Annotated in this window: 23 protein-coding genes; 8 read left to right on the plus strand and 15 right to left on the minus strand. The window is 53.2% G+C overall.

Features of this window, described 5'->3' with window-relative positions; genetic code table 11:
* Nucleotides 1–72: 72 nt before the first annotated feature.
* Both aroC and prmB read right to left on the minus strand, forming a co-directional pair.
* A complete protein-coding gene (aroC, locus tag ABO_RS07630) occupies nucleotides 73–1,164 on the minus strand; it encodes a chorismate synthase (protein WP_011588754.1) in 1,092 nt (363 codons plus the stop codon).
* 112 nt (nucleotides 1,165–1,276) lie between these two features.
* Nucleotides 1,277–2,197 carry a 50S ribosomal protein L3 N(5)-glutamine methyltransferase gene (gene prmB, locus ABO_RS07635; RefSeq protein WP_011588755.1) on the minus strand — a complete coding sequence of 307 codons (921 nt, stop codon included), beginning with the start codon at nucleotides 2,195–2,197 and terminating at the stop codon, nucleotides 1,277–1,279.
* Nucleotides 2,198–2,546: 349 nt separating this feature from the next.
* Between prmB and ABO_RS07645 the strand changes: the two genes are divergently transcribed.
* From ABO_RS07645 to ABO_RS07660, 4 genes are all read left to right on the plus strand, one after another.
* Entirely contained in the window at nucleotides 2,547–3,026 is a 480-nt protein-coding gene (locus ABO_RS07645; RefSeq protein WP_011588756.1) for an EVE domain-containing protein, read from the plus strand.
* Nucleotides 3,027–3,177: 151 nt separating this feature from the next.
* Nucleotides 3,178–4,488: an ammonium transporter gene (locus ABO_RS07650; RefSeq protein ID WP_011588757.1), complete on the plus strand. Its 1,311-nt coding sequence runs from the start codon at nucleotides 3,178–3,180 to the stop codon at nucleotides 4,486–4,488.
* Nucleotides 4,485–5,117, plus strand: coding sequence for a hypothetical protein (locus ABO_RS07655; protein ID WP_011588758.1), 633 nt, complete (start codon nucleotides 4,485–4,487; stop codon nucleotides 5,115–5,117). The genes ABO_RS07650 and ABO_RS07655 overlap by 4 nt, the downstream gene beginning before the upstream one ends.
* A gap of 79 nt (nucleotides 5,118–5,196) precedes the next feature.
* Entirely contained in the window at nucleotides 5,197–6,498 is a 1,302-nt protein-coding gene (locus ABO_RS07660; RefSeq protein WP_041704955.1) for a dicarboxylate/amino acid:cation symporter, read from the plus strand.
* 29 nt (nucleotides 6,499–6,527) lie between these two features.
* On the opposite strand, the gene ABO_RS07665 is transcribed toward ABO_RS07660, so the two are convergent.
* On the minus strand, nucleotides 6,528–6,737 hold the full coding sequence (locus ABO_RS07665) for a hypothetical protein (RefSeq protein ID WP_041704956.1): 210 nt from the start codon (nucleotides 6,735–6,737) through the stop codon (nucleotides 6,528–6,530).
* 112 nt (nucleotides 6,738–6,849) lie between these two features.
* On the opposite strand from ABO_RS07665, the gene ABO_RS07670 reads away from it, so the two are divergent.
* Nucleotides 6,850–7,674: an SDR family NAD(P)-dependent oxidoreductase gene (locus ABO_RS07670; protein ID WP_011588760.1), complete on the plus strand. Its 825-nt coding sequence runs from the start codon at nucleotides 6,850–6,852 to the stop codon at nucleotides 7,672–7,674.
* Nucleotides 7,675–7,731: 57 nt separating this feature from the next.
* Here the strand turns inward: ABO_RS07670 and ABO_RS07675 are convergent, their stop codons facing one another.
* From ABO_RS07675 to ABO_RS07695, 5 genes are all read right to left on the minus strand, one after another.
* Complete coding sequence (locus ABO_RS07675; protein ID WP_011588761.1) at nucleotides 7,732–8,238, minus strand: DUF2505 domain-containing protein; 507 nt, start codon at nucleotides 8,236–8,238, stop codon at nucleotides 7,732–7,734.
* Complete coding sequence (locus ABO_RS07680; RefSeq protein ID WP_011588762.1) at nucleotides 8,235–9,323, minus strand: diguanylate cyclase domain-containing protein; 1,089 nt, start codon at nucleotides 9,321–9,323, stop codon at nucleotides 8,235–8,237. The genes ABO_RS07675 and ABO_RS07680 overlap by 4 nt, the downstream gene beginning before the upstream one ends.
* A 415-nt stretch (nucleotides 9,324–9,738) precedes the next feature.
* Nucleotides 9,739–10,200 carry a MaoC family dehydratase gene (locus tag ABO_RS07685; RefSeq protein ID WP_011588763.1) on the minus strand — a complete coding sequence of 154 codons (462 nt, stop codon included), beginning with the start codon at nucleotides 10,198–10,200 and terminating at the stop codon, nucleotides 9,739–9,741.
* 108 nt (nucleotides 10,201–10,308) lie between these two features.
* Nucleotides 10,309–11,196, minus strand: coding sequence for an alpha/beta fold hydrolase (locus ABO_RS07690; RefSeq protein ID WP_011588764.1), 888 nt, complete (start codon nucleotides 11,194–11,196; stop codon nucleotides 10,309–10,311).
* A 3-nt stretch (nucleotides 11,197–11,199) separates the two neighbouring features.
* Nucleotides 11,200–12,006 (minus strand): alpha/beta fold hydrolase, encoded by an 807-nt coding sequence (locus ABO_RS07695; RefSeq protein WP_035460332.1) that lies wholly within the window; start codon nucleotides 12,004–12,006, stop codon nucleotides 11,200–11,202.
* A 340-nt stretch (nucleotides 12,007–12,346) separates the two neighbouring features.
* On the opposite strand from ABO_RS07695, the gene xthA reads away from it, so the two are divergent.
* Nucleotides 12,347–13,162: an exodeoxyribonuclease III gene (gene xthA, locus ABO_RS07700; RefSeq protein ID WP_011588766.1), complete on the plus strand. Its 816-nt coding sequence runs from the start codon at nucleotides 12,347–12,349 to the stop codon at nucleotides 13,160–13,162.
* 12 nt (nucleotides 13,163–13,174) lie between these two features.
* Nucleotides 13,175–14,203, plus strand: a complete 1,029-nt coding sequence (locus ABO_RS07705; protein WP_011588767.1) for an ion transporter — start codon at nucleotides 13,175–13,177, stop codon at nucleotides 14,201–14,203.
* A 440-nt stretch (nucleotides 14,204–14,643) separates the two neighbouring features.
* Here ABO_RS07705 and ABO_RS07710 read toward each other — a convergent pair whose 3' ends face one another.
* The 4 genes from ABO_RS07710 to ABO_RS07725 all read right to left on the minus strand — a co-directional run bounded on the left by ABO_RS07710 (nucleotide 14,644) and on the right by ABO_RS07725 (nucleotide 20,066).
* Complete coding sequence (locus tag ABO_RS07710; protein ID WP_011588768.1) at nucleotides 14,644–15,120, minus strand: SixA phosphatase family protein; 477 nt, start codon at nucleotides 15,118–15,120, stop codon at nucleotides 14,644–14,646.
* Nucleotides 15,117–16,148 carry an NAD(P)H-dependent glycerol-3-phosphate dehydrogenase gene (locus ABO_RS07715; protein ID WP_011588769.1) on the minus strand — a complete coding sequence of 344 codons (1,032 nt, stop codon included), beginning with the start codon at nucleotides 16,146–16,148 and terminating at the stop codon, nucleotides 15,117–15,119. The genes ABO_RS07710 and ABO_RS07715 overlap by 4 nt, the downstream gene beginning before the upstream one ends.
* 236 nt (nucleotides 16,149–16,384) lie before the next feature.
* The gene (htpG, locus tag ABO_RS07720) at nucleotides 16,385–18,232 is read right to left on the minus strand and encodes a molecular chaperone HtpG (protein ID WP_011588770.1); all 1,848 of its coding nucleotides are present in this window, start codon (nucleotides 18,230–18,232) and stop codon (nucleotides 16,385–16,387) included.
* A 208-nt stretch (nucleotides 18,233–18,440) separates the two neighbouring features.
* Entirely contained in the window at nucleotides 18,441–20,066 is a 1,626-nt protein-coding gene (locus tag ABO_RS07725) for a hypothetical protein (protein ID WP_041704957.1), read from the minus strand.
* 353 nt (nucleotides 20,067–20,419) lie between these two features.
* Between ABO_RS07725 and ABO_RS07730 the strand changes: the two genes are divergently transcribed.
* Nucleotides 20,420–20,659, plus strand: a complete 240-nt coding sequence (locus tag ABO_RS07730) for a PA3496 family putative envelope integrity protein (protein ID WP_011588772.1) — start codon at nucleotides 20,420–20,422, stop codon at nucleotides 20,657–20,659.
* Between the two features lie 58 nt (nucleotides 20,660–20,717).
* Here the strand turns inward: ABO_RS07730 and sucD are convergent, their stop codons facing one another.
* From sucD to lpdA, 3 genes are all read right to left on the minus strand, one after another.
* Nucleotides 20,718–21,593, minus strand: coding sequence for a succinate--CoA ligase subunit alpha (gene sucD / locus ABO_RS07735; RefSeq protein WP_011588773.1), 876 nt, complete (start codon nucleotides 21,591–21,593; stop codon nucleotides 20,718–20,720).
* A complete protein-coding gene (gene sucC, locus ABO_RS07740; RefSeq protein WP_011588774.1) occupies nucleotides 21,590–22,759 on the minus strand; it encodes an ADP-forming succinate--CoA ligase subunit beta in 1,170 nt (389 codons plus the stop codon). Before sucC ends, sucD begins: the two co-directional genes overlap by 4 nt.
* Nucleotides 22,760–22,831: 72 nt before the next feature.
* A complete protein-coding gene (gene lpdA / locus ABO_RS07745) occupies nucleotides 22,832–24,271 on the minus strand; it encodes a dihydrolipoyl dehydrogenase (RefSeq protein ID WP_011588775.1) in 1,440 nt (479 codons plus the stop codon).
* Nucleotides 24,272–24,300: the final 29 nt, after the last annotated feature.

Raw genomic sequence — 24,300 nt, forward strand, 5'->3', positions numbered from 1 at the left:
GTAAACAGCGTTCTACCTCAGGCGCTTTTGCTGATTTTCCTTGTCTGGCGTCTGGCCTCCGTTAAACGTTCTTCACCCTGGAATCGGCGGGAAAGGGGGCACTACGTCGGCATTCTGGCCACGGTGGCGCAGGTAATGGTCCAACAGCACGATGGCCAGCATGGCCTCAGCAATGGGCGTTGCTCGCACACCCACACAAGGATCATGGCGCCCTTTGGTTACCACCTCGGCCGCTTCACCATTCAAACCGATACTCTTGCCCGCAATTAGAATACTGGAGGTCGGTTTGAGAGCCATAGCGACACGCATCGTCTGCCCGGAGCTAATCCCGCCCAGCACGCCACCGGAATGATTACTTAGAAAGCCTTGCGGTGTCATCTCATCACGGTGCTGCTCGCCGCGCTGGTTCACAACAGCAAAGCCATCACCGATTTCCACGCCTTTCACCGCGTTAATGGACATCATCGCCTTGGCCAGATCCGCATCAATACGGTCGAACACCGGCTCACCCCAGCCTGGGGGAACGCCGTCGGCAAACACTTCCACCCGCGCACCAATGGAAGAGCCGTCCTTGCGCAGGGCATTAATCAGATCTTCCAGCGCCGGCACCTTGCTTTCATCCGGAAAAAAGAACGGATTATTATTTACCGTCGACCAGTCAAGAGACTCCGCTTTCACATCACCGATCTGGGTGCAGCCGCCATAAATCCGAATTCCCAGCCTCTGTTCCAGAAACTTTCGTGCAATAGCGCCGCCCGCCACACGCATGGCGGTTTCCCGAGCAGAAGAGCGCCCACCACCTCGGTAATCACGGAAACCGTATTTCTGGGTGTAGGTGTAATCCGCATGCCCGGGGCGGAAAGTGCCAGCAATATTGGAGTAATCCTTGGACTTCTGGTCGGTATTCTCAATCAGCAGGCCGATAGTGGTGCCGGTGGTTTTGCCTTCAAATACCCCGGAGAGAATCTTCACCTGATCCGGCTCACGGCGCTGGGTGGTATAGCGGCTGGTACCGGGTTTGCGCCGATCCAGCTCCACCTGCAAGTCTTCCTCACTAATTTCCAGGCCGGGGGGGCAGCCGTCCACGATGGCACCCAGGGCCGGGCCATGACTTTCACCAAAGGTGGTGATTTTGAAACGCTCGCCGAAACTATTGCCTGCCATGGGCTCCTCAAATGCTCTGCTGTAGGGCGGAAATATCGGTATCTCCGCTGTGACTCTGCGCCCTAACGTCCCGACAATACCCAACTGTGATCATCGCGGGGGGCAAGGGTTCTTAAAAATGTTCGCGGTATTCTAGCAGCTGTTGGCGGCTAAGCATGAATACCCCGTGCCCGCCCCGCTCAAACTCGAACCAGAAAAACGGCACCTGAGGCCATTCCTGCAACATGGCCTCCCAGCTATTGCCCACTTCCACAATCAGCACGCCCTCTTCGCTGAGCTGATCAGGCGCATCCAGCAACAGCCGGCGAGTGAAGTCGAGCCCATCATTGCCCGAGGCCAGTGCCAGCTCCGGCTCATGGCGGTACTCGTCCGGCAGGCTCGCCATATCCTGTGCGTCCACGTAGGGTGGGTTAGAAACGATCAAGTCATAAGGCCCATCAACGGCGGCCAGGCCATCGGACTGTAGTGCCCTGACCTGCTCACCGAGACCATGACGCTCGATGTTCTCTTTGCAGACAGCTAGCGCATCCGCACAGATATCACTGCCATCCACCCGTGCATGCTCAAAGGCGTAAGCACAGGCAATGGCAATGCAACCACTGCCGGTGCACAAATCCAACACCCGATGCACCTGCTCCGGATCCACCCAAGGAGCAAAGGACTGCTCGATCAGCTCGGCCAGGGGCGAGCGCGGAATCAGCACACGCTCATCCACATAAAACGGCAGGCCACAGAACCAAGCTTCGTGGGTCAGATATGGCACAGGAACCCGATGATTGACACGCTGCACCAACTGGCTCACATAGCCACTGACTTCTAAGGGCAATAAACGGGCATCAAGCACCCGAGGGTCACTGTTCAGCGGTAGCGCCAGCTGGTGCATCAACAAGGCGAGCGCCTCATCCCAAGGATCATCATTACCGTGACCGAAGAACACCTCCCCGCTGCGCAACATGCTTTCCCCGAAACGCAGGCAATCGCGCACGGTTTGCAGGGTGGCAATCGCTTCATTCTGTTGCTGCGAACTGATCACGCATCCATCTCCACCGGCAGGCCAGCCGATTATCTGGTTAATGCTTATCGGCCGCCAATAAAAAGAAGCGCTGAAGATTAGCACAGAATCACTTATAAAAGCCTGCCACGCTTACAGCAAAAAGACCGCCACCAGCGTGACTACGATAATGTTGTATGCCCCCCTTTACTTCGTCCTGCCGTGAAGGTTTCGCCCAAATCACTCAAATCAAAGCCATTGTGCTGGAAGCACACTCAACCGAACCTTTCACAATATGGCTACTAAAGCTTAACAAACCGACCTTCTCGGTTTACATTTGCGACACCATAGCCCAGGCCAAGGAGTGCCTGCTTAAACAGCACCTACAGGAGTGAGCCCCATCTGGCTATTAAAAACAGAACCTGACGCGTTCAGCATCGATGATCTGCGCGACAGCAAAAACGCCACTAGCGGCTGGGACGGGGTACGCAACTATCAGGCCCGTAACCGCCTACGCGATGAGATGAAGGCCGGCGATACCGTGCTGATCTATCACTCCAGTTGCGCAGTCCCGGCCATTGTTGGTGAAGCCGTCGTTACCAGCGACCCTTACCCAGATCCAACCCAATTTGACCCTGCTAGCGATGGCTATGATGCACGTAGCCGCCAGGATCATCCCCGCTGGTACCAGGCTGACGTACAGTATGTCTGCCACTACCCGCACCCCCTGACACTCAAACAGATACAGCACCATCCAGAGTTTGCGGACATGGAACTGGTTGTGCGGCCTCGCCTATCGGTGCAAAAAGTCTCCGAACGCCAGCTCCAGTTGATTCGACAGATGTGCCAGCTCGTTAGCGCCACCGCATAGAACGCGGAGCGCACCACCTCCATTTGCGCGCACCAAAATGGCGCACAAACTAATGATAAAGAAGTAGAAGAGCCACCCCCAACCGCCCGACATTCTGGCGCAGAGATTGCATACCTGCTTCATTAACCAATAATGAATAGGGTTCATAACCATGCCTCTGCGACGCCACCACTGGGCTTCTCTGCTGTTTATTCCCCAGTTTGCCAATGCGGACACTCTCACCGCTACTGATACTGTGTGGATTGCCATCGCCGCGGCGCTGGTTTTTTTCATGCAGGCGGGGTTTGCACTGCTCGAAAGCGGCTTGAGCCGAGCGAAAAACTCCCTGAATGTAGTGATGAAAAACTATATGGATCTGTGCGTCGGCACTCTGGTTTTCTGGGCCGTCGGTTTTGGGTTGATGTTCGGCACCAGCAGCAATGGCTGGTTCGGACAGGATCAGTTCATGCTGAACCACGCAGATAGCAGCACCTGGGCTATGCTCCTGTTCCAGATTATGTTTGCGGCCACGGCCGCTACTATCGCCTCCGGCGCAATGGCAGAACGAACACGCTACGCAGGTTACCTGTGTGGCGCGGTGTTCATTACTGGGGTTATCTATCCATTGTTTGGCAACTGGGCATGGAACGATAATGGCTGGTTGGCACAAATGGGCTTTATTGATTTCGCTGGCTCTACTGTGGTTCATAGTATTGGCGGCTGGTGCGCCTTGGCCGGCATCATGGTAGTCGGCCCCCGCCTGGGCCGTTTCGATAGCCAAGGTACCCCACGCAGCATCCCTGGACACAACCTTTCCTACGTAGCACTGGGTGGCTTCATTCTTTGGTTCGGCTGGTTTGGCTTTAATGGCGGCTCAACCCTGTCGGCCAGCGTGGACATTGCCAAAGTGAACCTGAACACCCAACTTGCCGCGGCCGCCGGAGCCGTCGGCAGTGTTATCTTCCGTATGGCCAAGCGTCACCCGATCTTGCTCACGGAAACAGTGAATGGCAGCTTGGCCGGACTGGTCGCCGTCACCGCCGGCTGTGCCGTCATGACCCCTAGCTTTGCCATTGTCACCGGCGTGGTTGCCGGCGCACTAGCCGCCTTCGGGGCTCGCATTCTGCTCGCCTTTCGACTGGATGATGTAGTGGGCGCGGTACCCGTTCACGCCTTTGCCGGTGCGTGGGGCACCCTGGCCGCCGGACTGTTTTACGACGGCGATCTGTTCAATAGCCAGCGTGTGATGGTGCAACTACTGGGAGTGGTCGTGGCATTTGGCTGGGCATTCTTTACCGCATTAATCATGTACATGCTGGTGTCTATTTTAGCCGGGCTGAGGGCGCCCGCACTGCACGAACAGCGAGGGCTAGATCTCAGCGAACATGCTGAAATCGGCTATCCTGAATTCCCCCAAAACACCCTATACAGCAGCGAAAATTATAGCGCAGAGAAGGCAAGCCGTCAGGAGCCGCGGCCATGAACTTCGTGCCCATAGAGCAAAGTGTTCAGCGTCGACGGCGAGCCGTCATTACTGGCCTAACACCATATATGAATGAACCCGTGTTACGGGAAGCGATTAGCCACTGGCAACAGCATTATTCGCAGCGCCCAAGTTTTTCACTGCAAGGGTTTGTGAGTGATCTATGCCGCCTGTTCGATCTCAATGAGCGTAGGCATCACATTCATATGAGTTTGGTACAAGCCATGACGCTTTCCGACAGTGAACTGGCCGCTGACCCTCTGGCCATTAGTGACAAGAATCTCACCGACACTCATCCTTATACTTATGCCTTCCAGCTTCTGCTTCAAGCGCTTTGGCTGAGACTTGGCAAACCGACAGCCCGCCAATTGAAGGTGGATCAAGGGACGCAATTGCGACAGGCCAGTGTTAGCACAGAAACTCGGCTCACTATGGAATACTGGCTACAAGCACCGGACAAACCGCTAAGCCCCCTGCCACTGCCCAGCCTGCGCGATCAATTGAATCGTACCTACGTACTGCTATGCCAGCGGCTGGGGCCAGTGGAGGCTGACCGTCAGCTCAAGGGCGCCTACCAGACAACCTTACTCCAGCTTGATAACCCCGAAGGGCTGCAGGCACTGATGTAGACTTACTCTCTGTTACACAGCACAGGATCAGGTACTCTCAGAAGTTGAAGAGACCGAGGTTCGCACCACAGGGGAAATGATGAAATTACATCACCAGATATTTTTTGCCATGCTGGCCGGCACTCTGGCCGGCAGTTTTACTGCGGAATCCAGCACCCTCTTGGGAATGCCGATTATCAGCGGTTACGATCTGGTGGGCAGCCTGTTCATCAATGCACTGAAGATGGTGGTCATTCCGTTAATCGTTACCGCCATTATCAACGGCATGGTGGGCGTTGGCGATGACGAAAACCTGGGACGAATGGGTTTGAAAACCGTCGTCCTATACATGAGCACAACCCTGGTGGCGGTGCTAATCGGGCTGGTCGCAGTGAATCTATTCACTCCCGGAATCATCAATGGTCAGCCCGCCCGAGATCTACTGGGCTTGGCCACAGAAACCCAGGACGCCCTAGCTAAAATCGACGGCCGAGGCGTCGGTGATTTCACCGAGATCCTACTCCAGATGCTTCCCCCCAATCTGATCGCCGCTGCCGCCAACGGGCAAATGCTCGGGCTGATCGTCTTTTCGCTGCTGTTTGGGTTTTTTCTGCGCACCGAGCGCTCATCGTCTGGCCAGAGTCTGCGCAATATCATCGACGGGATCTACCAGGTGGTCATGAAAATCACCATGCTGGTGATCCGTTTTACCCCGCTAGGAATATTCGCTCTTATTGCCGCCACCGTGACTCGCACTGGCATGGATGCCATCGAACCGCTTGCCTGGTTCTTTCTTACGGTACTGGTAGCCCTGGCTCTGCATGCTTTCGTGTTCATGCCGCTGCTGATCGTGCTAGCCGCGAAACGCTCCCCTCTTCGCCATATTCAAGCCATGACGCCAGCGCTGCTCACGGCATTCTCCTCGGCCAGTTCAGCAGCAACGTTGCCGCTGTCTATGGAATGTGTACAGAAACGCTCCGGCGTATCAACCCGCACCAGCAGCTTCGTGCTGCCTCTGGGGGCCACCGTCAATATGGATGGCACCGCCCTATATGAATGTGTAGCAGCCATGTTTATTGCCCAGGCTTACGGTATGGATCTGTCTCTGGCCACCCAGTTCATGATCGTGATTACCGCCCTGCTTACATCAATCGGCGTAGCCAGTATTCCAGCTGCCTCCTTAGTGGCCATCACCGTGATCCTTGGCGCTATCGGCCTGCCAGCCGAAGCCATCGGACTGATTCTGGTAACGGATCGTGTGCTGGATATGTGCCGCACCGCCGTCAACGTCTGGGGAGATAGTGTGGTAACCGTGGTGCTCGCCCGTAGCGAGGGGGAAGAAACGGTGTTGTCGCTACCGGTTTCCAAGATGGAGAAGGTAACGACAACAGACGTACATTGAACTGGTGATGCAACTGTTAACGAACACTCTTAGAATGCGTCGGGAGCGCCGCTACTCTCCCAATCGCGCTTAATGGTAACGGCTGCGCTGGCGATAACAGGCACCATGCAGACAAACGCCAACAAAGCCCAGAACAGGTTGTCGCCATTATTTTCCACGGCCACCACGATGAGAATCGTTACCGCTACAGCAACAATCAAAGCCAGGATATCCTTAAACAAACGCGAGAATAAAGTCATAACAATTGCTCCCTCAAATTCCTTTAGTGAACACATGTTAACTTTTCATTCCTGAAAGTCAACACTTGTTCACAAGGATATTTTTTCTACCGTTATTACATTTGGAGTCACGTTGAAACAATCCCCAACCCTGCTGATTACCCGAGGCTGCACACCGTTAGGTCTGGCTCTAGCACAGGCTGCTGCCGGGCACTATCGGATTGCGATCGCCAGCGACGATACCCATACCGGTAACGCACTGTGCCGCCGCTTGCATGAAGACGGTCATGAAGCTCTATTTATCGAGACAATAGCGGGTGAAGTGAGGGACATTCAGCGAGCCGTCAACCGGGTTCTAAGTCGCTGGCAGCAGCTGGATGTGGTGGTTAATTTACCCGGAAATATGCTGGTGGGGCCTTTTGAAGCGGCGCAGACTCAGCAATGGCAAACGCTGGCCAGCCAACAGTTGATGCAAGTAGTAAACAGCAGTCAGAGCGCGCTAACTGCTATGAAAAAACAAGGATATGGGAGCATTATTAATGTGGTGCCCGATTGCGGCCTACTCCCCGGGCCACTCACCTCCGCAAGCAGTGCGACCTATGCGGCCATCATCGCCCTGACCGAAAGCCTAAATAGCGAGCTGGCCAACAGCCCAGTGAACGCCCGGGCAGTTGCCCTACCACTCTACCAGGAACAAGCTGAACAATTGGATGCTACCGATCCGCTCAGCCAAGCCCGCTTCAAACGTAAAACCCGTGACAGTTTAAATACTGCGGCTTCACTGAGCGGTGATATTCTGGCTATGCTAAAAACACCTGAGGCCACCGCCCTGCATACGCCCTGCGCATCCACACGGGCACAATGGAGATTGAAGCGTTGGTTCACAAAGCGATGGGACAAAAAAATGCAGCAACGAGGACGTCGCTACCGCCGTAAGGGAACCGGGGAGTCTTCTTAGCAGACCCTTGGAAGCCTGCTAAGCCGCTAAGGTAACTATCGCTTAAAATTACAACACTCAGCAGAACGTTTCTACATAGCGTAGTGTATCGCGGTAATCACTCGCCAGAGCATTATCAATTTTGGGTGCCACCAATGACACTAATTTTTTTCCAACCAACGGCACGGAACTGCTGATCTCCACCTCCGTGTGTTGAATCGCTTCGTTTTCATCTCCGGTCAGCACCATAACACCGCCAATTTTTATGGGCACATTGCCTAACTCAAACCGGTATTGGGCCTGATATCGCCCTGCTATGGGAGGGGGCGTCCACAAAAATTCTGTCAGCAAATCAGCGCTTTCTGGTAAGAAACGACGGGCCATGGATGGCACTTTGTCAGTGCTGATAGCAATTGGCTGTATTAATTGAATCAACATTCCCCGTGATGTGTCTTCAAAGGCGCCAAAACGATAATTATCCACCTTGCTCCATTCATAGCGGGTTTCGTAGAACGCCTTGCTTGTCAGTACTTCATAAAGCCGATTCACACTGATGGGATACTGGCGATCAACCATAACTTTCATACTGCCTCCTGATCTGACGCTGAGCGCTTCATCAGTTCTAGTAACGGTGCCAACTGACGTTCCAAGTCCGGCAATGCGCTAACCACTGCCCGAGGTTTCCCGGCACGTAGCAGCACCAGTGCCTGCTCAATCGTTAATATGGGTGCAGATTCATCTACCGACAAGGTAGTATCTGCATCATCACTTAATACGGTACCTGGCCCCAACTTTCTAGCCTGCTTTAACTGCTCCTCCAACGCCAGTTGTACCTGACGCGGCGCCAATCCCGCATGCACAGCCGGGGTATGGATAATGACCGTCAGCGGCAACCGCTGCACCTTGCCCCGAAACTGGAAGGCCAGCCTCTCGCTGACTTTCAATGCTCGCTCCACAAATCGCTTGGCGCCATTTGGCCCAGCGCTGGGTAACAACACGGTAAATTGCGCCACGCTGCTACGTGCCAGAGAGTCTTCCTTACGAATCACCCCACGCAGGGACTGAGCCAACTTCAAAAGCACCATATCCGTGCGCTTTTTACCCAGCTGAACGAAAAGTTGATTGAATTGGCAAATCTCCAGCTGCACGACTGACAGCCTGTACTGCTGGCGGGCAGCCAATGCCAGCTCCTGGCGCAGTCGATGTAATAGGTAACGGCGATTGCCCAACCGGGTTAGCGGGTCAATCATCGCCTGTTTGGCGAATTCCTTGCGCTCATTTTGGTAGTTGGCGTGGGCTCTGGCACGAGCTAACAAGTCAGTGGAATTAAACGGTTTACTGATGAAATCCGTGCCGCCCAGCCGTAGGGCTTCAGCCCGAGCTTCATCATCATTCTCTGCACCGGTAACAATAATAACCGGCAATCCAGCAACGCCTTCATCCTCGCTGGTGCGGATTTTTTTCAGCAACGCGAAACCATCCATTTCCGGCATGGCCAGATCAGAAAAAACCACGCTGATGGACGGGTTGTGACATACCATGGTCCAAGCTTGGAGACCATTTTCTGCCACCTCGACTCGAAACTCTCTACCGAGCATCTTGTCAGCCGCAAGGCGCATTACCTTAGAATCATCCACAAACAACAGTGAGGGTTTGGACGCCTTATCCATTATGACCTATTCCTTTCCCAGAAGCCCCAGCGCACCTGTGCTCAGGGCACATCCAAGCATTTAGTCACAAAGCCAAGACCGACGCTGGCAAAACCCACGCGCATAATGGTAGGTAAATAGTGTTTTTTCAGTAAGTGCTTAGGTCGAACCGCCATGCAAAACGCCCTGTCATTAATACCAAAACAGCGGCAATAGCTTTCCCGAACAGCACATAATCTAAGGCTCATTAGCATGCGACGGCTGATGAATTTACGGGTCATCAGCCTTGCTAGTTTGCAGCAACAATAGCAGGAAAATATCAAAGGCACGTTATTGAGGCGACACACTCACAAAAAGAAGCGTTGCGGTCAGGCGTAAACCAGACCGCAAGAGATTTGAAATCAAGTAACCCAAAGCGAATACCATGACAACTAGACTAGACGAAATACATCAGCAACCACTCTGCGGCCAGCGCTGGTTTTTCTTCGCCTTCAATTTCAACGGTAAACGCAAACTTGAGCAACCACTGCCCTTCGCGTTTCTCAGAGACGTCCAGCAAGGTTGCCAAGGCACGAATCCGCTTACCCTCTTTCACGGGCGCCATAAAGCGTAGCTTGTCGAAGCCATAATTCATGCCCATTTTCATGCCCTTGGGCATTAGAAAATCGTCAATGGACGCTTGCAAGTAGGGCAATAAAGACAGAGTCAGGTAGCCATGAGCAATAGTGGTACCGAAGGGAGTATTCTTGGCCTGCTCCGCATCAACATGAATGAACTGATGATCTAAAGTCGCATCCGCGAATGCATTAATCCGCTCCTGATCGATCTGAAACCAATCCGACGCACCCAATTCCTTGCCGACATAATCCACTAATGATGTAGCTTCGATCACTTTCATGGCACCGCTCTCCTGGGGCTGTCACCGTTTTCTTTTGAGGATAACGACACAGCCCCCCAGCACCATGACCGATTAAAACCATATGCATACATGTACTGGTGGTTTTGGTCAGTCATCGCCAGCCCTTGAAAGAAGGTCATCGGTCTCACCCAGAAACGTATTTATGCTGGCTGCAACACTTTGCGGCTCCTCCATGTGCAAATGATGGCGCCCAGGCAAACGTACAATGGTGGCGCCACTCAGCCAGCCCAGTCGATGGTCGAACATACCGTTACCGCCCATGCCCTGCTCACCAATAATAAGGCATACCGGAGCCTTTATCGCACGGACAAAGCCTTCCACCTGTTCTTCAGTAAGGCGTAGAAACGAGGTCAGCCGTAAGCGGCTGTCTGCGCGCCAGGTCCAGCCACCTTCCACGGGCATTAAGCCTCGATCGCTCAAAAGCGCGGAGGCTTTATGGTTCAACCCACCAAACCCTTTTGTACGTGCATCAATCGCATCCTCTACATGGGCGTAAATCGGTTTACGCTTTCCAGCCAAGGATGCAGAATCATCCAGGGCTTTACGAAGATTGCTGGCCACATCCTTGCCATCAGTACTCGGTGGCCCCAACCCTTCTATCAACACTACCCGTGATACTCGCTCAGGGCAGGCAGCGGCGAACAGACAGGCAATCCCTGCGCCCATGGAGTGTCCCATCAAGGTAAAACGCTTCCACCCTAATTGGTCGACCACCGCCAGTACATCCCGTACATGATCCACCAGATGGGTAACCACGCCACAAGGGCGATGGTCGGAATGGCCGTGGCCGGAAAAATCCATGGCCAGCAACGGTCGTTGAATAAAGCGGGACAACGGCGCAAATGACGCGGCATTATCCAACCAGCCATGCAAGGCCAAGATAGGTTCTGCGTCATTTCTATCAACCTCTCCAGGCCATTGCAGCGCGCTAATCGTCTGCCCGTAGACACTGAACTTTCTTTCTATCGCATCCATGATTCAGCGTTTTTTAGATTGCAATTCATTCAGTAACTCACGGAACAACTCCAGCGTTTTTTCTGGCTTTTCCAATGGGTACATGTGCGAGCCTTCTGCAATACGATGAAGCATGCCGTGACGCTTCGCATGGCGTTTTCCGCAGTCATGAAAAGGAGAAGGAGAATCTTTACCCGTGACGATAGCCCCTGGGACTTGTAACCGAGGCATGCGAGTAACATTGGTGGGGGTATGACGGAAAATATCCACTTCAACTTGCGGCCGAAACCGCAATCGCCATCCCCCTTCCCATGGCTCAACACCCGCGTTCAAATAATCAGACAAGCAGCGAGGATCAAATGTCTTAAACAAGCCTCGTGAAGAAAAATAGCTCACCACAGAATCCCAATCCGGCCAGTAATCAAGACGCCCAAGGCTTTTCCCTGCCGGGGTGACTTTATCAATCTGCCTAGTGAGTTTCGCTGCGTGAATCAGTAATCCGGGCAGTCCATTCATCACTGGTGGATCCAGCATAATCAAACTTGAAAACCAGTCTGGGCGACGTTGTGCCACCAGATACATCAACACCGACCCCAATGAATGCCCAGCCCCCACAATAGGCTTAGGCAATGGTGCCAGTTGTGCTTCCAACTCTAGGCTAAGACTGTGCCAGCCACTATCCACAGGAAAAGCTGGATCATGCCCGGCACGGTCCAGTATTACCAATTCATATTCAGCAGCCAGCGGTGCAAGAAAGGTGTCGTAACTATGGCCAGGTATGCCATTGGCATGTGCGAAGGCAAGGACCTGACGACCTGATTGTTCAGGCATGAAATCTCCAAATGGGCCAAGGCATCCGGCCCAAGCAAAAGGCACATCTTAACGGCACTAACAACAAGCACACCATGGCCGATAACGCCATACGTGACAGCACAGATGCATGCAGGCGTTACAGGATGCCCGTTTAAAGCTTTCGGCTGTCTTGGCATGGTTTGGCATAGAAAGTAATAGCAACCGCATGCAGAAACCTTGAGCGCCAGGATTTTGTCAGACATCAGACTCTCTGGACAAAAGCCTAAGGGGCTGGCTGGCACGCCAATCGTATCATTCTATCAAATCCGCGATGAACGACTTTTAAGGTAGTGTACAATGCGGGCACCAAGGAGGCGCTATGACCCTGATTTCATTCAACATCAATGGTATTCGTGCCCGTCTACATCAGCTCCAGGCGGTGATCGACAAATACCAACCCGCATTAATCGGCTTGCAGGAAACCAAGGTTCACGACCCGGATTTTCCAGAGCAGGCGGTTCGAGATATGGGCTACCATCCCTATTATTTTGGCCAGAAAGGCCACTATGGCGTGGCCCTGATTACCCGCGAACCTCTGGAATCAGTGCAGTATGGTTTCCCCACCGACGACGAAGACGCGCAGCGGCGCATGATTATCGGCACACTGAAACATAATGATGGTAGCCTAATCACAGTACTCAACGGCTACTTCCCTCAAGGGGAAAACCGCGACCACCCGTTAAAGTTTCCTGCCAAGAAAAAATTCTACGAAGATCTGCAGCATTACCTGATCACCCACCATCAGCCCAGCGATCAAGTGGCGGTAATGGGGGACTTCAATATTTCATCTACAGATCTGGATATCGGCATTGGCGAGCCGAACCGCAAGCGCTGGCTGCGCGAAGGCAAAACCAGCTTCCTGCCTGAAGAAAGGGAATGGTGGGACCGCCTAGTAGGCTGGGGCCTGACTGACACCTTCCGACACCAGAATCCCACCACCGACGACGTGTTCTCCTGGTTTGACTATCGCTCCAAGGGCTTTGATCGTGAGCCACGCCGAGGCCTGCGCATTGATACCGTATTGGCTACTGAACCACTGATGGCCAAGCTGGACACCACCGGTGTGGATTATCAGATGCGCGCAATGGAAAAGCCCTCGGATCATTGTCCGGTCTGGGCACGTTTTAACGGCTGAGCAGGTTATTCCATGAAAGTCAGGCTGCACCCGGAAAAGTTAAAAGCGAACCTGGATACCATCGGTTTCATTATCGACCTGGCCATGATTGTGCTGGTGATCGCCAATTTGAGCCTAATCCTGTTTGACTGGCTGTTTCAGGTGCCACCTGTTCAGGATTTTCTTGCTTCGCTGGTACCGGCTTTCCACAACTTTTATCGCGACACCATTCATAGTGATTTTCTGTTCTACGACCTCTGCTTTGTGGCGGTCTACCTAACGGAATTCACCATTCGCTGGATTGTTGCTATTGCCCGACACACATACCATCGCTGGTTTTTCTATCCGTTTGCCCATTGGTATGACCTGCTCGGCTGTATTCCCGTGGGTAGCTTCCGCTGGCTGCGGATTCTGCGCGTTATCAGCCTATTAATACGTCTACAACGTATGGGCATCGTGGATCTATCTCAGACCTGGTTGGGGCAAACTATTCTCAAATACTACGGTATTGTTGTGGAGGAAATATCCGACCGTGTCGTCATCAACGTGCTGAGTGGCGCGCAGCGTGAAATCGGGGGTGGCAGCCCCCTGCTTCACCGTATTGAGTCCCAGGTCCTAGTACCCCGCAAAGAACAACTGGTTAGTTTTGTCGCCGCGCGCATTGCCAACGCAACCCAAAAAAGTCATGGCCAATACCGCGATCAATTAGCCGAATACTTCTCGCACCTGACAGACGAATCCCTAGTGCGCACCCAAGCCGGCCGACGTCTTGCCAGCATTCCCGTTGCGGGCCCCCGCGCCATCGCGCTACTTGGCGAGGCAGTACGCGAAACGGGTAGCGCCTTCGTGGATCAGCTGGTGGATGACCTGGCCTCCTCTGCCAACCGCGCCCAACTGGAGCAGTTATTACATGACTTGATTGACGCTGCGGGCGGCGAGGGCGAACAGCTGGATGCGTTGATTCGCGACACTTTGCTAGACGTTCTTGAGCAAGTTAAAAATCAGGTCGCTGTTCAGCAGTGGAAACTGGAAGAGCAAGACCCATCACTCAAAAGTTTATAACCCGTATAACATAGAGAAAGCGAGCAACACGAACCCCAACAGGAACAGCACCTACACCACCGGCAATGATGGCTCGAGCTTTCCCATTCCTAGGTTCTTCAGATAGGTTTCCCAAAAGCGGATTGCTCTTGACGTGGCACTAAATGCACATCGATTACCCAGTCGTGAGCGCATCCAGAGCCAAGCATTCTGCGGCCATAGAACGAACATAAAAAAAAACACCAACCAGTAGTTGGTGCTCAATTCGGCCTAAGCCGTACGGTGCAAGGAGACACCGTGCATCCCCCCTCAGGCGTCGTTCCGATGGCACTATTTACTGTTGAGGAGCCTGTCATGCGTTCTATGTGCCACCGAATTCAGGCTACGATAGTAAGCCCGGTCTGCAAAGCAAGCATCGGCGAATGGTACAGAACGGACTACCAAGGGTGCTGAAGGGCGGATTAACGGTTGGCGATCTCTTCGCCTGGGCTGCATAACCAAAGCAATTGCGCGCCGTCAGCGGCAGTAACATCCACATCAAAACAAGCCACGGTTCCCACATTGAAGCCCACCCGTTCCGACACACCCGTCCAGCTTGCCGTCAATTGCGACACCAGCGGCATATGGCTAACCAGCACCGAGTCAGCCGCTGGCGGGTTGGCTAGCAACCAGTCAAACAGCGCTTTGGGGGGGCTATCCGGTGTTAGATAGGGGCACTCCTGCCGGGGCAAACCAGGGTATACCTGCGCAATACAATCCGCTGTCTGCTGAGCGCGCAGATACGGACTCACAATCAATCCGCTAATCTGAACACCCCGTTCCTGAAGCGATTGCCAGTGAGAAAGCAGTGCTGCCTGTCCAGCTTCTGTCAATGGTCTCAGGGCATCGGTCTCCGCCTGGGCAACCGCCTGACCATGCCGACTAAGATAGAGCTTCATGACGTAAACGCGCCCAACTGAAACTCCACATCATGTTTGTATTCGCCGCTCATCAGATTCTGGATCATCAGTTCCAGCGGTTGACCGTGATAGACGATTTTGTACAGTGCTGTGGCAAGCGGCATATACACATCCAACTCTGCCGCTTTATCCGCCACGAGCTTGATGGTGTTGATGCCCTCGGCTGTCTGGCCTAGGCATTCTATGGCTTGTTCCAAGGTTTTACCTTCACCAAGCTGAAAACCTACTTGGTAATTGCGTGACAGCGAAGACGTACAGGTGGCAATTAGGTCACCCACCCCGGACAAGCCTAAGAACGTCATGGGATTAGCGCCCAGCTTCACGGCAAAACGGCTCATTTCAGCCAACGCTCGAGTGATCAAAAAACTGCGGCTGTTTTCACCAACACCAATCGCCGCGGCCATGCCGGAAGCCACCGCATAAATATTCTTCAGGGCCCCGCCCAGTTCAACGCCATAGATATCCGGATTGTCATATACACGGAAATAGTCGCAGCTCAAGGCGTTTTGCACAGTCTGCCGTAACGTCTCATCCGGGCTGGCAATTACTGTACCAGTGAACTTCTGTTCAACCACTTCCTTGGCCAGGTTGGGCCCGCTTAACACGCCGATACGAGTATGCGGCCAATACTGATGCAATAGCTCGCTCATCAACAAGAAGCCATCCGCATAAATGCCCTTGGTACAACTGATCACCACGGCCTCATCAGGCACCCACTGACGGGCCTGTTCCAGTACCTCGGCAAAAGCCTTGCTCGGAATCGCCACAAATACCATGGAAGCACCGCCAAGCGCTTCTTCCAGGCTATCCGTGGCAGTCACCTCTTTCGGTAATTCTGCACCGGGGAGGTAGCGAGTATTTTCGCGATCAATATTGATTGCAGCGGCGGTTTCCGGGTCACGTACCCACAAGTTTACGTTGTGCCCATTGGCCGCCAGAATGCTGGCCATGGCGGTACCAAAACTGCCCCCACCCAGAATGGCGGCATTATGCTTTTCTTGCGTCATAGGAACGCCTTGTTTACGGCTTTCCGGCATCATAGGCGCCCTTGGAAGTCGAGACAACGGGAGCGTGAAGAACGCCGCAACAGGTAACGCGAGAAATGATGGGAATGGGCTTGCACCCAAACCCGCCTAACGCAGCCAAAGCGGCCCGGAAAGTAATCAAGCTGACACCAGCCGCTCTACGTGACCTCGTAAAGTCCCGTAGAGCGGACGGTCGAAAGCAGTCAGTGCTACGACTTTTAGACTGACTGAGATAACAACGCTTGCATCCGGCGCGCGGTCGCCGCCGGGTCTTTCGGTAATTGCCCCTCCGCCAGCATTGCTTGATCTAACAGCAAGGCAGCGAAATCATTGAATTTTTCATCTTCTTCAATGCGGGTCAGCGCTTGCAGCAAGGTATGATCGAGATTCACCTCCAGTACCGGCTTATTTTCCGGCACCGGTTGCCCGGCAGCTTCCAACATACGTCGCATTTGAGGCCCCAGCTGATCTTCTGCTAGCACCAGGCACGCAGGGGAATCCACCAGCCGTGTAGTGGCCCGGACTGCTTCAACCTGCTCGGTTAAGCTAGCGGCAAGGCGCTGGATCAAGGGATCATCATTATTAGCCTGTTCACTCTCATCCCCAAGGTCCAGTTCTCCGCGAGCCGCATTGACCAGTTTCACCTCTTTGTAGCTCTCCAGATACCCCACCATCCACTCATCCACAGGATCGCTGAGCAGTAGTACCTCAATGCCTTTCTTGCGGAATACCTCCAGATGAGGGCTCTGGCGTGCAGCCGACGGAGTGTCGGCAAGCAGATAATAGATGCAATCCTGATCGGCAGGCTTGCTCTCCAGATACTGATCCAAAGATGTACTCACTGAATCTGGTGTTTTGCTGGTGGCAAAACGTAGCAAGGCGGCAATGCTTTGCTGATTATCCCGGTCTTCTGCGACACCTTCCTTGATTACAGAACCAAACTGCGCCCAGAATTTGGCGTACTGCTTGTCATCGTTGCTGAGTTTTTTCAGCATTTGCAGCACACGTTTTGTCAAAGCGGACCGAATTTTCTGAACCGGACCGTAGTCCTGCAACAACTCGCGGCTTACGTTCAGGGGCAGATCCGGTGCATCAATCACCCCCTTAATGAAGCGCAGATATTGGGGCAGAAACTGTTCTGCATCGTCCATAATGAAAACGCGCTGAACATATAGCTTTAGGCCACGATTAGCTTCACGTTGATACAAATCGAAGGGGGCTTGAGCCGGGACATACAGCAGACTGGTGTACTCCAGCTTGCCTTCCACCTTGTTATGGCTCCAGGTCAGAGCATCCTGAAAATCATGACTGATGTGTTTGTAGAAGCTCTGGTATTCCTCGTCAGTCACCTCACTTCGCGGCCGCTGCCACAGAGCCGTAGCGGAATTAAGGGTTTCGGTTTTAGTGTCTTTGTCACCCTCTTGCGGCGTTTCCAGAACAATAGGGAAAGCCACATGATCAGAGTACTGGCCGATCACCTGACGAATTTTGAAATCATCCAGAAAATCCTTGGCATCATCACGCAGGTGCAAAATCACCGCTGTGCCCTGCTCATCACGGGGAACGGTTTCTACAGTAAATTCGCCCTTGCCATCACTTTCCCAGCGCACGCCGTTATTAACGGCTTCGCCCGCCTTGCGAGTTTCTACCGTAACGGTTTCGGCGACGATAAACGCAGAGTAAAACCCCACCCCGAATTGGCCAATTAACTGGGCGTCTTTTTTCTGGTCACCGCTAAGATTTGCCAGGAATTTTTCCGTGCCAGACCGAGCGATGGTACCCAAATTATCTACCACTTCGTTCTCACTCATGCCGATACCATTATCGGCAATCGTCAGGGTACCCGCGTCTTTATCCACGCGCAGGGTAATCTGGGGCTCACCACCCTGCTCCAGCAAAGCCGGGTTATCCAGTGCCTCAAAGCGTAGCTTGTCGCATGCATCAGAGGCATTAGAAATCAATTCACGTAAAAAAATTTCACGATTGCTGTAAAGCGAATGAATCATCAAATGCAGAAGACGGGATACCTCTGCCTGGAAACCATGAGTTTGTTTTTCGGCTGACACAGCTGACTCCTGAACCTACGAGTAATGTTGATCCAACAAATGTGGGCAAATCGATAGTTTTCAAGGGGGGGCTAACCAGGTAACCAGTAACGGAGCGTCCCTTTTGGTATGGTGCGACAAACATAGAATTCACGTAAGGAAAGAAAAAATGCAGGCCTGCCGTTCCATGCCCGACCAAAGCCCCCTCTTCCCTCTGTAGTAAATACCTTTAACGCGCAGCCTCAATATGGCGAATACTGTCAAGATCGTAGAAAAACTCCATACTGCCCGCGCCTACCGGCACACTCAAGGTCAGCTGATCATCGACCAGAGACTGCAGAACTCCGGTACGTTTCGATCCGTCACTGGCTTCAATAACCACTTTTTTTCCTATTAGCGTTTTAAGTTCACTGTGCCCTTCTGATGCTGGTTCAGTTGTTTCCGGTGACACTGGACGCTGTTGCACACTTTTCACCGACGCAGACTCAACCTTGGGTTGTTGCTGCGCGCTAATCGGCAATTTACTTCCCGTGGATTCCAGCAAGACTTGCTTACCCGATGACAGCGTCATGGATTTCAATTCCGGCGCCCCAACGCTACGCTCCACATTACCGCTACCCACGCTCATCACTAGCCAGAGGCGGTCGCCACTAATCTTGCGCAGTACACCTTCCAGTTTTTGGCCACCGATAGTTTCCAGCAACACAAATTGGTTCACGTACGCCACCAGCTCGGGGAAGGTCAGAGTGACCGGCTCGGGTGCTGTTGAATGTGTCTCCCCTGGCGTCTCAATGTTAGGTTCTACTAATTTAATGCCTTGATCCTGGGGAGCAACAGTTACCCGAGTGTCCATTGACCCAGGCACCACAGCCCAGCCCACATCGGCTTTTTCAAGACGAATCTTGCGCTCTTGAACTTCTCCATTACTTAATTCCACCGTTGCTATTACAAGGCCCACCTTCTCGGCCCGGTGCAAGGTCGCATGCTTAGTCTGAACATGGAGCAAAGCCCCCTGTGGGAACTGGGTTTTCAGAAACTCCTCCGCTACATAAGCGAGGGTGTCTTCATGATCGAAGTACAGATCAACCTCACCGTTGCGATAACGTAGGTGATTAGTGTGGGCGGTAAAATTCCCGCTTAGATAACTTTTAAAACTGTCCGGCATAACCAGCACAATCGAACCGGAGAGCTGACCTGTATCCAGTGGCGCCAGCGCCAACTCCATGCGGTAGCCACCTTCGAAAATTCGGGTTTCAGGGTAATCCTTGCCTTGCGGTTTCCAAGACAAATGGGCCACCGGAGCGCCCTCATCAGATGGACCAACGATCAGTGTCTTGCGTTCGGTAATATCTTCTGGATTCCAGCCTAGAAGAACACGCACTTCCAAATCCGCAAGAAATCCTTCGCCCTGACTAAGCGTCAACACCCCATCAATGAGAGCGACGCGATCGTAGCGAAAAGGTTCGCCATGCAGGCGGCCTGTGAGGCGCTTGCCCTGGCCCTCAACAACCAGTAACGCCGCCTCTTCCGAGGAAACAAAAGCGGTACTGCTTGCCTTCTTCTCGCCACGCAAGACCTGGCCACTCTGACTCGACATCGGCTGGACTGCGATATCTCCCGCTAGGCCACCAGTCATCACTAACAAGCCAACACCCACTGCCGTGGTTAGCACCGCACCCACACGAGCCAGCGCCCACCATCGGTAATATTCCCAGTGACTTTGCACCTGCCCAAAGCTGACCATAGGCAGCAGAAAAAAAAGCGGGCTGTGGCCCCTGCTACCAGCTTCATGCATCAAACCTAGCGTAGCGATAATAAGTGCGCTTACCCCAACAATGATCAGCAGTTCTGCCATATTATTATTTTCTCCATGAGCCCACACGCTATCGATAGGCGGCGAACATCTTCTCACTCTACAAAGCCTTCTGCAGGCATTCCAGCACTTAAGTTATTGTTTTTTCTATCAGGTTCAGGGCTATGACATGCATCACATTTAGCCTTCCGAAACGACCCGCTGCAAGTACTTATTCGCCCACAAACAGACCTTCCGCTCATCCTTTCAGCGCCACTCATCATTGAAAAAGAAAAAAAACTTGTAAGCCCCAAAATCACGAGATATACAAGCGCTGAGGACATTGGGAAACCGAAGACCCGGACCCGATTGATTCGCATAACAGGTTGTTTGAGGAGGTCAGGAAGGAGGCCACCATGAGTAACCATCGTGGTAATGAGCAAGACCTTGATTCGGAAGATCTGCTGATGAACGAAGATTTCGATATCCTTGATGACAACATTGAAGAGGATGAGCAGGAGGAGCGCAGCGCTCGCAGCCGCTCTGTCAACATGGACATGCGCCACCGCATTGAAGAACGGCTGGAAGAGCGACGCCTGAAGAAGGAACTCAATGAGTACGAGTCCTTTGAGCTGGACGACGATCGCCTCCACTAAAGCCCATAAAAAAAAAGCCGGCTATAGGCCGGCTTTTTTTAAAACGCTTGCGACGAACTTACCAGCCAGTCGCTTCTTTCACAGCCTTGCCAATCTCTGCCGGGTTACGCACAGTCTTCACTCCTGCCGCCTCCAGCACTGCGAATTTTTCGTCAGCGGTACCTTTACCACCGGCAATAATCGCCCCAGCATGCCCCATACGCTTACCCGCCGGAGCGGTAACACCCGCAATGTAGCTCACCACAGGCTTGGTCACATGCTCTTTAATATAGGCCGCCGCTTCATCTTCTGCGGTACCGCCAATTTCACCCACCATAACAATGGCTTCGGTCTGCGGATCATTCTGGAACAACTCCAGCGCATCAATGAATGTCATCCCCGGAATCGGGTCACCGCCAATACCAATACAAGAAGATTGACCAAAGCCCAACTTGGTAGTTTGGTTGACTGCTTCATAGGTCAGGGTGCCGGAACGGGACACAATGCCGACCTTACCAGGCGTATGAATATGGCCCGGCATAATCCCGATTTTGCACTCACCAGGAGTAATGACCCCTGGGCAATTCGGCCCGATCAGACGAATGCCATCTTTGCGGGAGATATACTCTTTGACGAAAAGCATATCCAGAGCAGGAACCCCTTCGGTAATGCAGACGATCAGCTCGATGCCGGCGTCTGCGGCTTCCAGAATGGAGTCCTTGCAGAACGGTGCAGGCACGTAAATTACGCTGGCAGTGGCCCCGGTTTCGGCAACGGCTTCTGCCACAGTGTTAAACACCGGCAAACCCAAATGCGTTTGACCGCCTTTACCCGGCGTTACACCACCCACCATCTGGGTGCCGTATTCAATGGCCTGTTCAGAGTGAAGCGTGCCCTGGCTACCAGTGAAACCCTGGCAGATAACCTTGGTGTTTTTGTCGATCAATACGCTCATGCGGCACCTCCCACTGCTTTCACTACCTGCTCGGCAGCATCATCAAAACTTTGTGCGGCAATGATGTTCATGCCACTTTCTGCCAGCTTCTGGGAACCCAGCTCCGCATTGTTGCCCTCCAAGCGCACCACAACAGGAACCGTTACGCCCACTTCTTCCACGGCGCCGATAATACCTTCAGCGATCAAATCGCAACGAACGATACCACCAAAAATGTTCACCAGAACGCCCTTTACTTGATCATCGGAGAGAATGATCTTAAACGCTTCGGTAACACGCTCTTTGGTGGCGCCACCGCCCACGTCTAGGAAGTTGGCCGGCGCACCGCCCTTCAACTTCACCAAATCCATGGTGCCCATGGCTAGACCTGCACCGTTCACCATACAACCGATGTTGCCCTCTAGAGCGACGTAGTTCAGATCCCATTCTGCAGCGCGACGCTCGCGCTCATCTTCCTGGCTGGGATCGTCTAGGGCTTTGATGTCCGGATGGCGATATAACGCCGAGCCATCGACGTTGATTTTGGCATCCAAGCAGTGCAGGTCACCGGTGTCAGTGATCACCAGCGGGTTCACTTCGATCAGCGCCAGATCTTTGTCAACAAACAGCTTTGCCAGACCCACGAAGATCTTGGCGAACTGATTGACCTGTTTGCCTTCTAGACCCAACTTAAATGCGATCTCACGGGCCTGATAGGGCTGTGCACCTACCAGCGGATCAATCTCTGCCTTGAGGATTTTTTCCGGGGTTTCTTCTGCAACCGTTTCGATATCCACGCCACCTTCGGTGGAAGCCATGAACACAACACGACGGCTAGCACGGTCCAGCACTGCGCTCAGATACAGTTCTTTAGCAATATCCGTGCAGGTTTCTACCAGAATCTTTGATACCGGCTGACCATGTTCGTCGGTCTGAAAGGTCACTAACTGCTTGCCCAGCCACTTCTTTGCAAAGGCAGCGGCGTCTTCCGGTGTATCCACCAGCTTTACACCGCCAGCTTTACCTCGGCCCCCAGCGTGCACTTGCGCTTTTACGACCCACTTGTCACCGCCGATCTCTTTCGCCTTTGCTGCAACCTCTTCCGGGGTATCACAGGCAAAGCCGGTAGAGACTGGCAACCCATAATCAGCAAAAAGCTGTTTTGACTGATATTCATGGAGATTCATGCCAATACTTCCATCATCAATGAATTAGTGGCGCCCTGTTCAAGCGCCGTTATCGCGGCCATTCAAATATCGTTACTTTTTGCGACGACGCTGCGCCACATGGATTGCTTTAAAGTCTGTGGCCAAGGCTGCTTCATGAACGGTTTCTGACAGGCTTGGATGACCAAACACCATCAGCTGCAAGTCCTCTACGGTAGCCCCAAACTCCATGGCTATAACGCCTTGCTGAATCAGTTCGGACGCCTGCGGGCCTACCACGTGCATCCCCAGAATGCGGTCGGTTTTTTCATCCGCCACAAACTTCACCATGCCACCGGTTTCGCCGGCAGCCATGGCGCGCCCATTGGCGGCAAAAGGTACCGCTCCGGTCTTGTAAGCGTCGCCAGAATCCTTCGCTTCCTCTTCGGTCTTACCAACCCAGGCCAGTTCCGGGTGGGTATAAATCACACCGGGGACAGCGTCATAGTTCACTTGGGTACTTTCTCCCATGATCACTTCAGCCACCATCACGCCTTCTTCAATGGCCTTGTGAGCCAAGGCAGGGCCTCGCACCAGATCACCGATGGCGTAAACCCCGGGAACGTCGGTACGACACTGGTTATCGACATAAATATAGTTGCGCTCGTCCAAGGTCACCCCGGCGTCCTGACTGAGCAGGCCTTCGGTATAGGGGCGGCGACCCACAGCAACAATCAACCGGTCGAAGGTTTCTTCGTTCTCTCCGTCCTTGTCGCTATAACGGACCACTACCTGATCCTTTTTCACCTCAGAACCAGTGACACGGGCCCCCAGACGAATATCTAGACCCTGCTTGGCAAACTGCTTTTGGGCATCTTTGGCAATTTGTTTATCCACAGCCGGCAGGAAGGCATCTACAGCCTCCAGCACGACGACTTCACTGCCAAGTCGAGCCCAAACGCTTCCCAGCTCAAGACCAATCACGCCCGCGCCAATCACACCAAGGCGTTTCGGTACAGCATCAAATTCCAGCGCACCAGTGGAATCAACAATGATTTCTTGATCAACAGGAGCCACAGGAATATCTACCGGCACTGAGCCTGCCGCCAGAATTACATGCTCTGCCTGTAGTGTTTGGACATCGCCATCCAACGGTTGAAACTCAACCTGCTTTCCACTTTTCAGCTGGCCTGTGCCCTGTAACCAGGTCACCTTGTTGGCCTTGAACAATTGCGCGATACCGCCAGTGAGGTTTCTCACAATGGTATCTTTGCGCTTAAGCATGGTATCCAGGTCCAGCTCTGCACCCTTGATGTTAATACCGTGATCAGCCAGTGAGGACTCGGTTTCGTGGTACTTCCAAGAAGAATCCAGCAACGCCTTAGAGGGGATACAGCCTACATTCAAACAGGTCCCCCCCAAAGCCGGCTCATCTTGCTTATTAATGCGCTTTTCAATGCAGGCAGTATTCAGGCCCAGTTGCGCACACCGGATCGCAGCCACATAGCCACCCGGACCACCACCAATGATGATGACGTCATAGTTGTCAGCCATAATCTAATTCCTTCTATCGCGGTCAAGCT

Source organism: Alcanivorax borkumensis SK2 (assembly GCF_000009365.1).
Lineage (GTDB): Bacteria > Pseudomonadota > Gammaproteobacteria > Pseudomonadales > Alcanivoracaceae > Alcanivorax > Alcanivorax borkumensis.

What these genes read in the sequence shown, in the direction of transcription:
- aroC (WP_011588754.1), bottom strand. Translation starts at nt 1,164, where the DNA reads ATGGCAGGCAATAGTTTCGGCGAGCGTTTCAAAATCACCACCTTTGGT.
- ABO_RS07650 (WP_011588757.1), top strand. Translation starts at nt 3,178, where the DNA reads ATGCCTCTGCGACGCCACCACTGGGCTTCTCTGCTGTTTATTCCCCAG.
- ABO_RS07655 (WP_011588758.1), top strand. Translation starts at nt 4,485, where the DNA reads ATGAACTTCGTGCCCATAGAGCAAAGTGTTCAGCGTCGACGGCGAGCC.
- ABO_RS07660 (WP_041704955.1), top strand. Translation starts at nt 5,197, where the DNA reads ATGAAATTACATCACCAGATATTTTTTGCCATGCTGGCCGGCACTCTG.
- ABO_RS07665 (WP_041704956.1), bottom strand. Translation starts at nt 6,737, where the DNA reads ATGACTTTATTCTCGCGTTTGTTTAAGGATATCCTGGCTTTGATTGTT.
- ABO_RS07675 (WP_011588761.1), bottom strand. Translation starts at nt 8,238, where the DNA reads ATGAAAGTTATGGTTGATCGCCAGTATCCCATCAGTGTGAATCGGCTT.
- ABO_RS07680 (WP_011588762.1), bottom strand. Translation starts at nt 9,323, where the DNA reads ATGGATAAGGCGTCCAAACCCTCACTGTTGTTTGTGGATGATTCTAAG.
- ABO_RS07685 (WP_011588763.1), bottom strand. Translation starts at nt 10,200, where the DNA reads ATGAAAGTGATCGAAGCTACATCATTAGTGGATTATGTCGGCAAGGAA.
- ABO_RS07690 (WP_011588764.1), bottom strand. Translation starts at nt 11,196, where the DNA reads ATGGATGCGATAGAAAGAAAGTTCAGTGTCTACGGGCAGACGATTAGC.
- ABO_RS07695 (WP_035460332.1), bottom strand. Translation starts at nt 12,006, where the DNA reads ATGCCTGAACAATCAGGTCGTCAGGTCCTTGCCTTCGCACATGCCAAT.
- xthA (WP_011588766.1), top strand. Translation starts at nt 12,347, where the DNA reads ATGACCCTGATTTCATTCAACATCAATGGTATTCGTGCCCGTCTACAT.
- ABO_RS07705 (WP_011588767.1), top strand. Translation starts at nt 13,175, where the DNA reads ATGAAAGTCAGGCTGCACCCGGAAAAGTTAAAAGCGAACCTGGATACC.
- ABO_RS07710 (WP_011588768.1), bottom strand. Translation starts at nt 15,120, where the DNA reads ATGAAGCTCTATCTTAGTCGGCATGGTCAGGCGGTTGCCCAGGCGGAG.
- ABO_RS07715 (WP_011588769.1), bottom strand. Translation starts at nt 16,148, where the DNA reads ATGACGCAAGAAAAGCATAATGCCGCCATTCTGGGTGGGGGCAGTTTT.
- ABO_RS07725 (WP_041704957.1), bottom strand. Translation starts at nt 20,066, where the DNA reads ATGGCAGAACTGCTGATCATTGTTGGGGTAAGCGCACTTATTATCGCT.
- ABO_RS07730 (WP_011588772.1), top strand. Translation starts at nt 20,420, where the DNA reads ATGAGTAACCATCGTGGTAATGAGCAAGACCTTGATTCGGAAGATCTG.
- sucD (WP_011588773.1), bottom strand. Translation starts at nt 21,593, where the DNA reads ATGAGCGTATTGATCGACAAAAACACCAAGGTTATCTGCCAGGGTTTC.
- sucC (WP_011588774.1), bottom strand. Translation starts at nt 22,759, where the DNA reads ATGAATCTCCATGAATATCAGTCAAAACAGCTTTTTGCTGATTATGGG.
- lpdA (WP_011588775.1), bottom strand. Translation starts at nt 24,271, where the DNA reads ATGGCTGACAACTATGACGTCATCATCATTGGTGGTGGTCCGGGTGGC.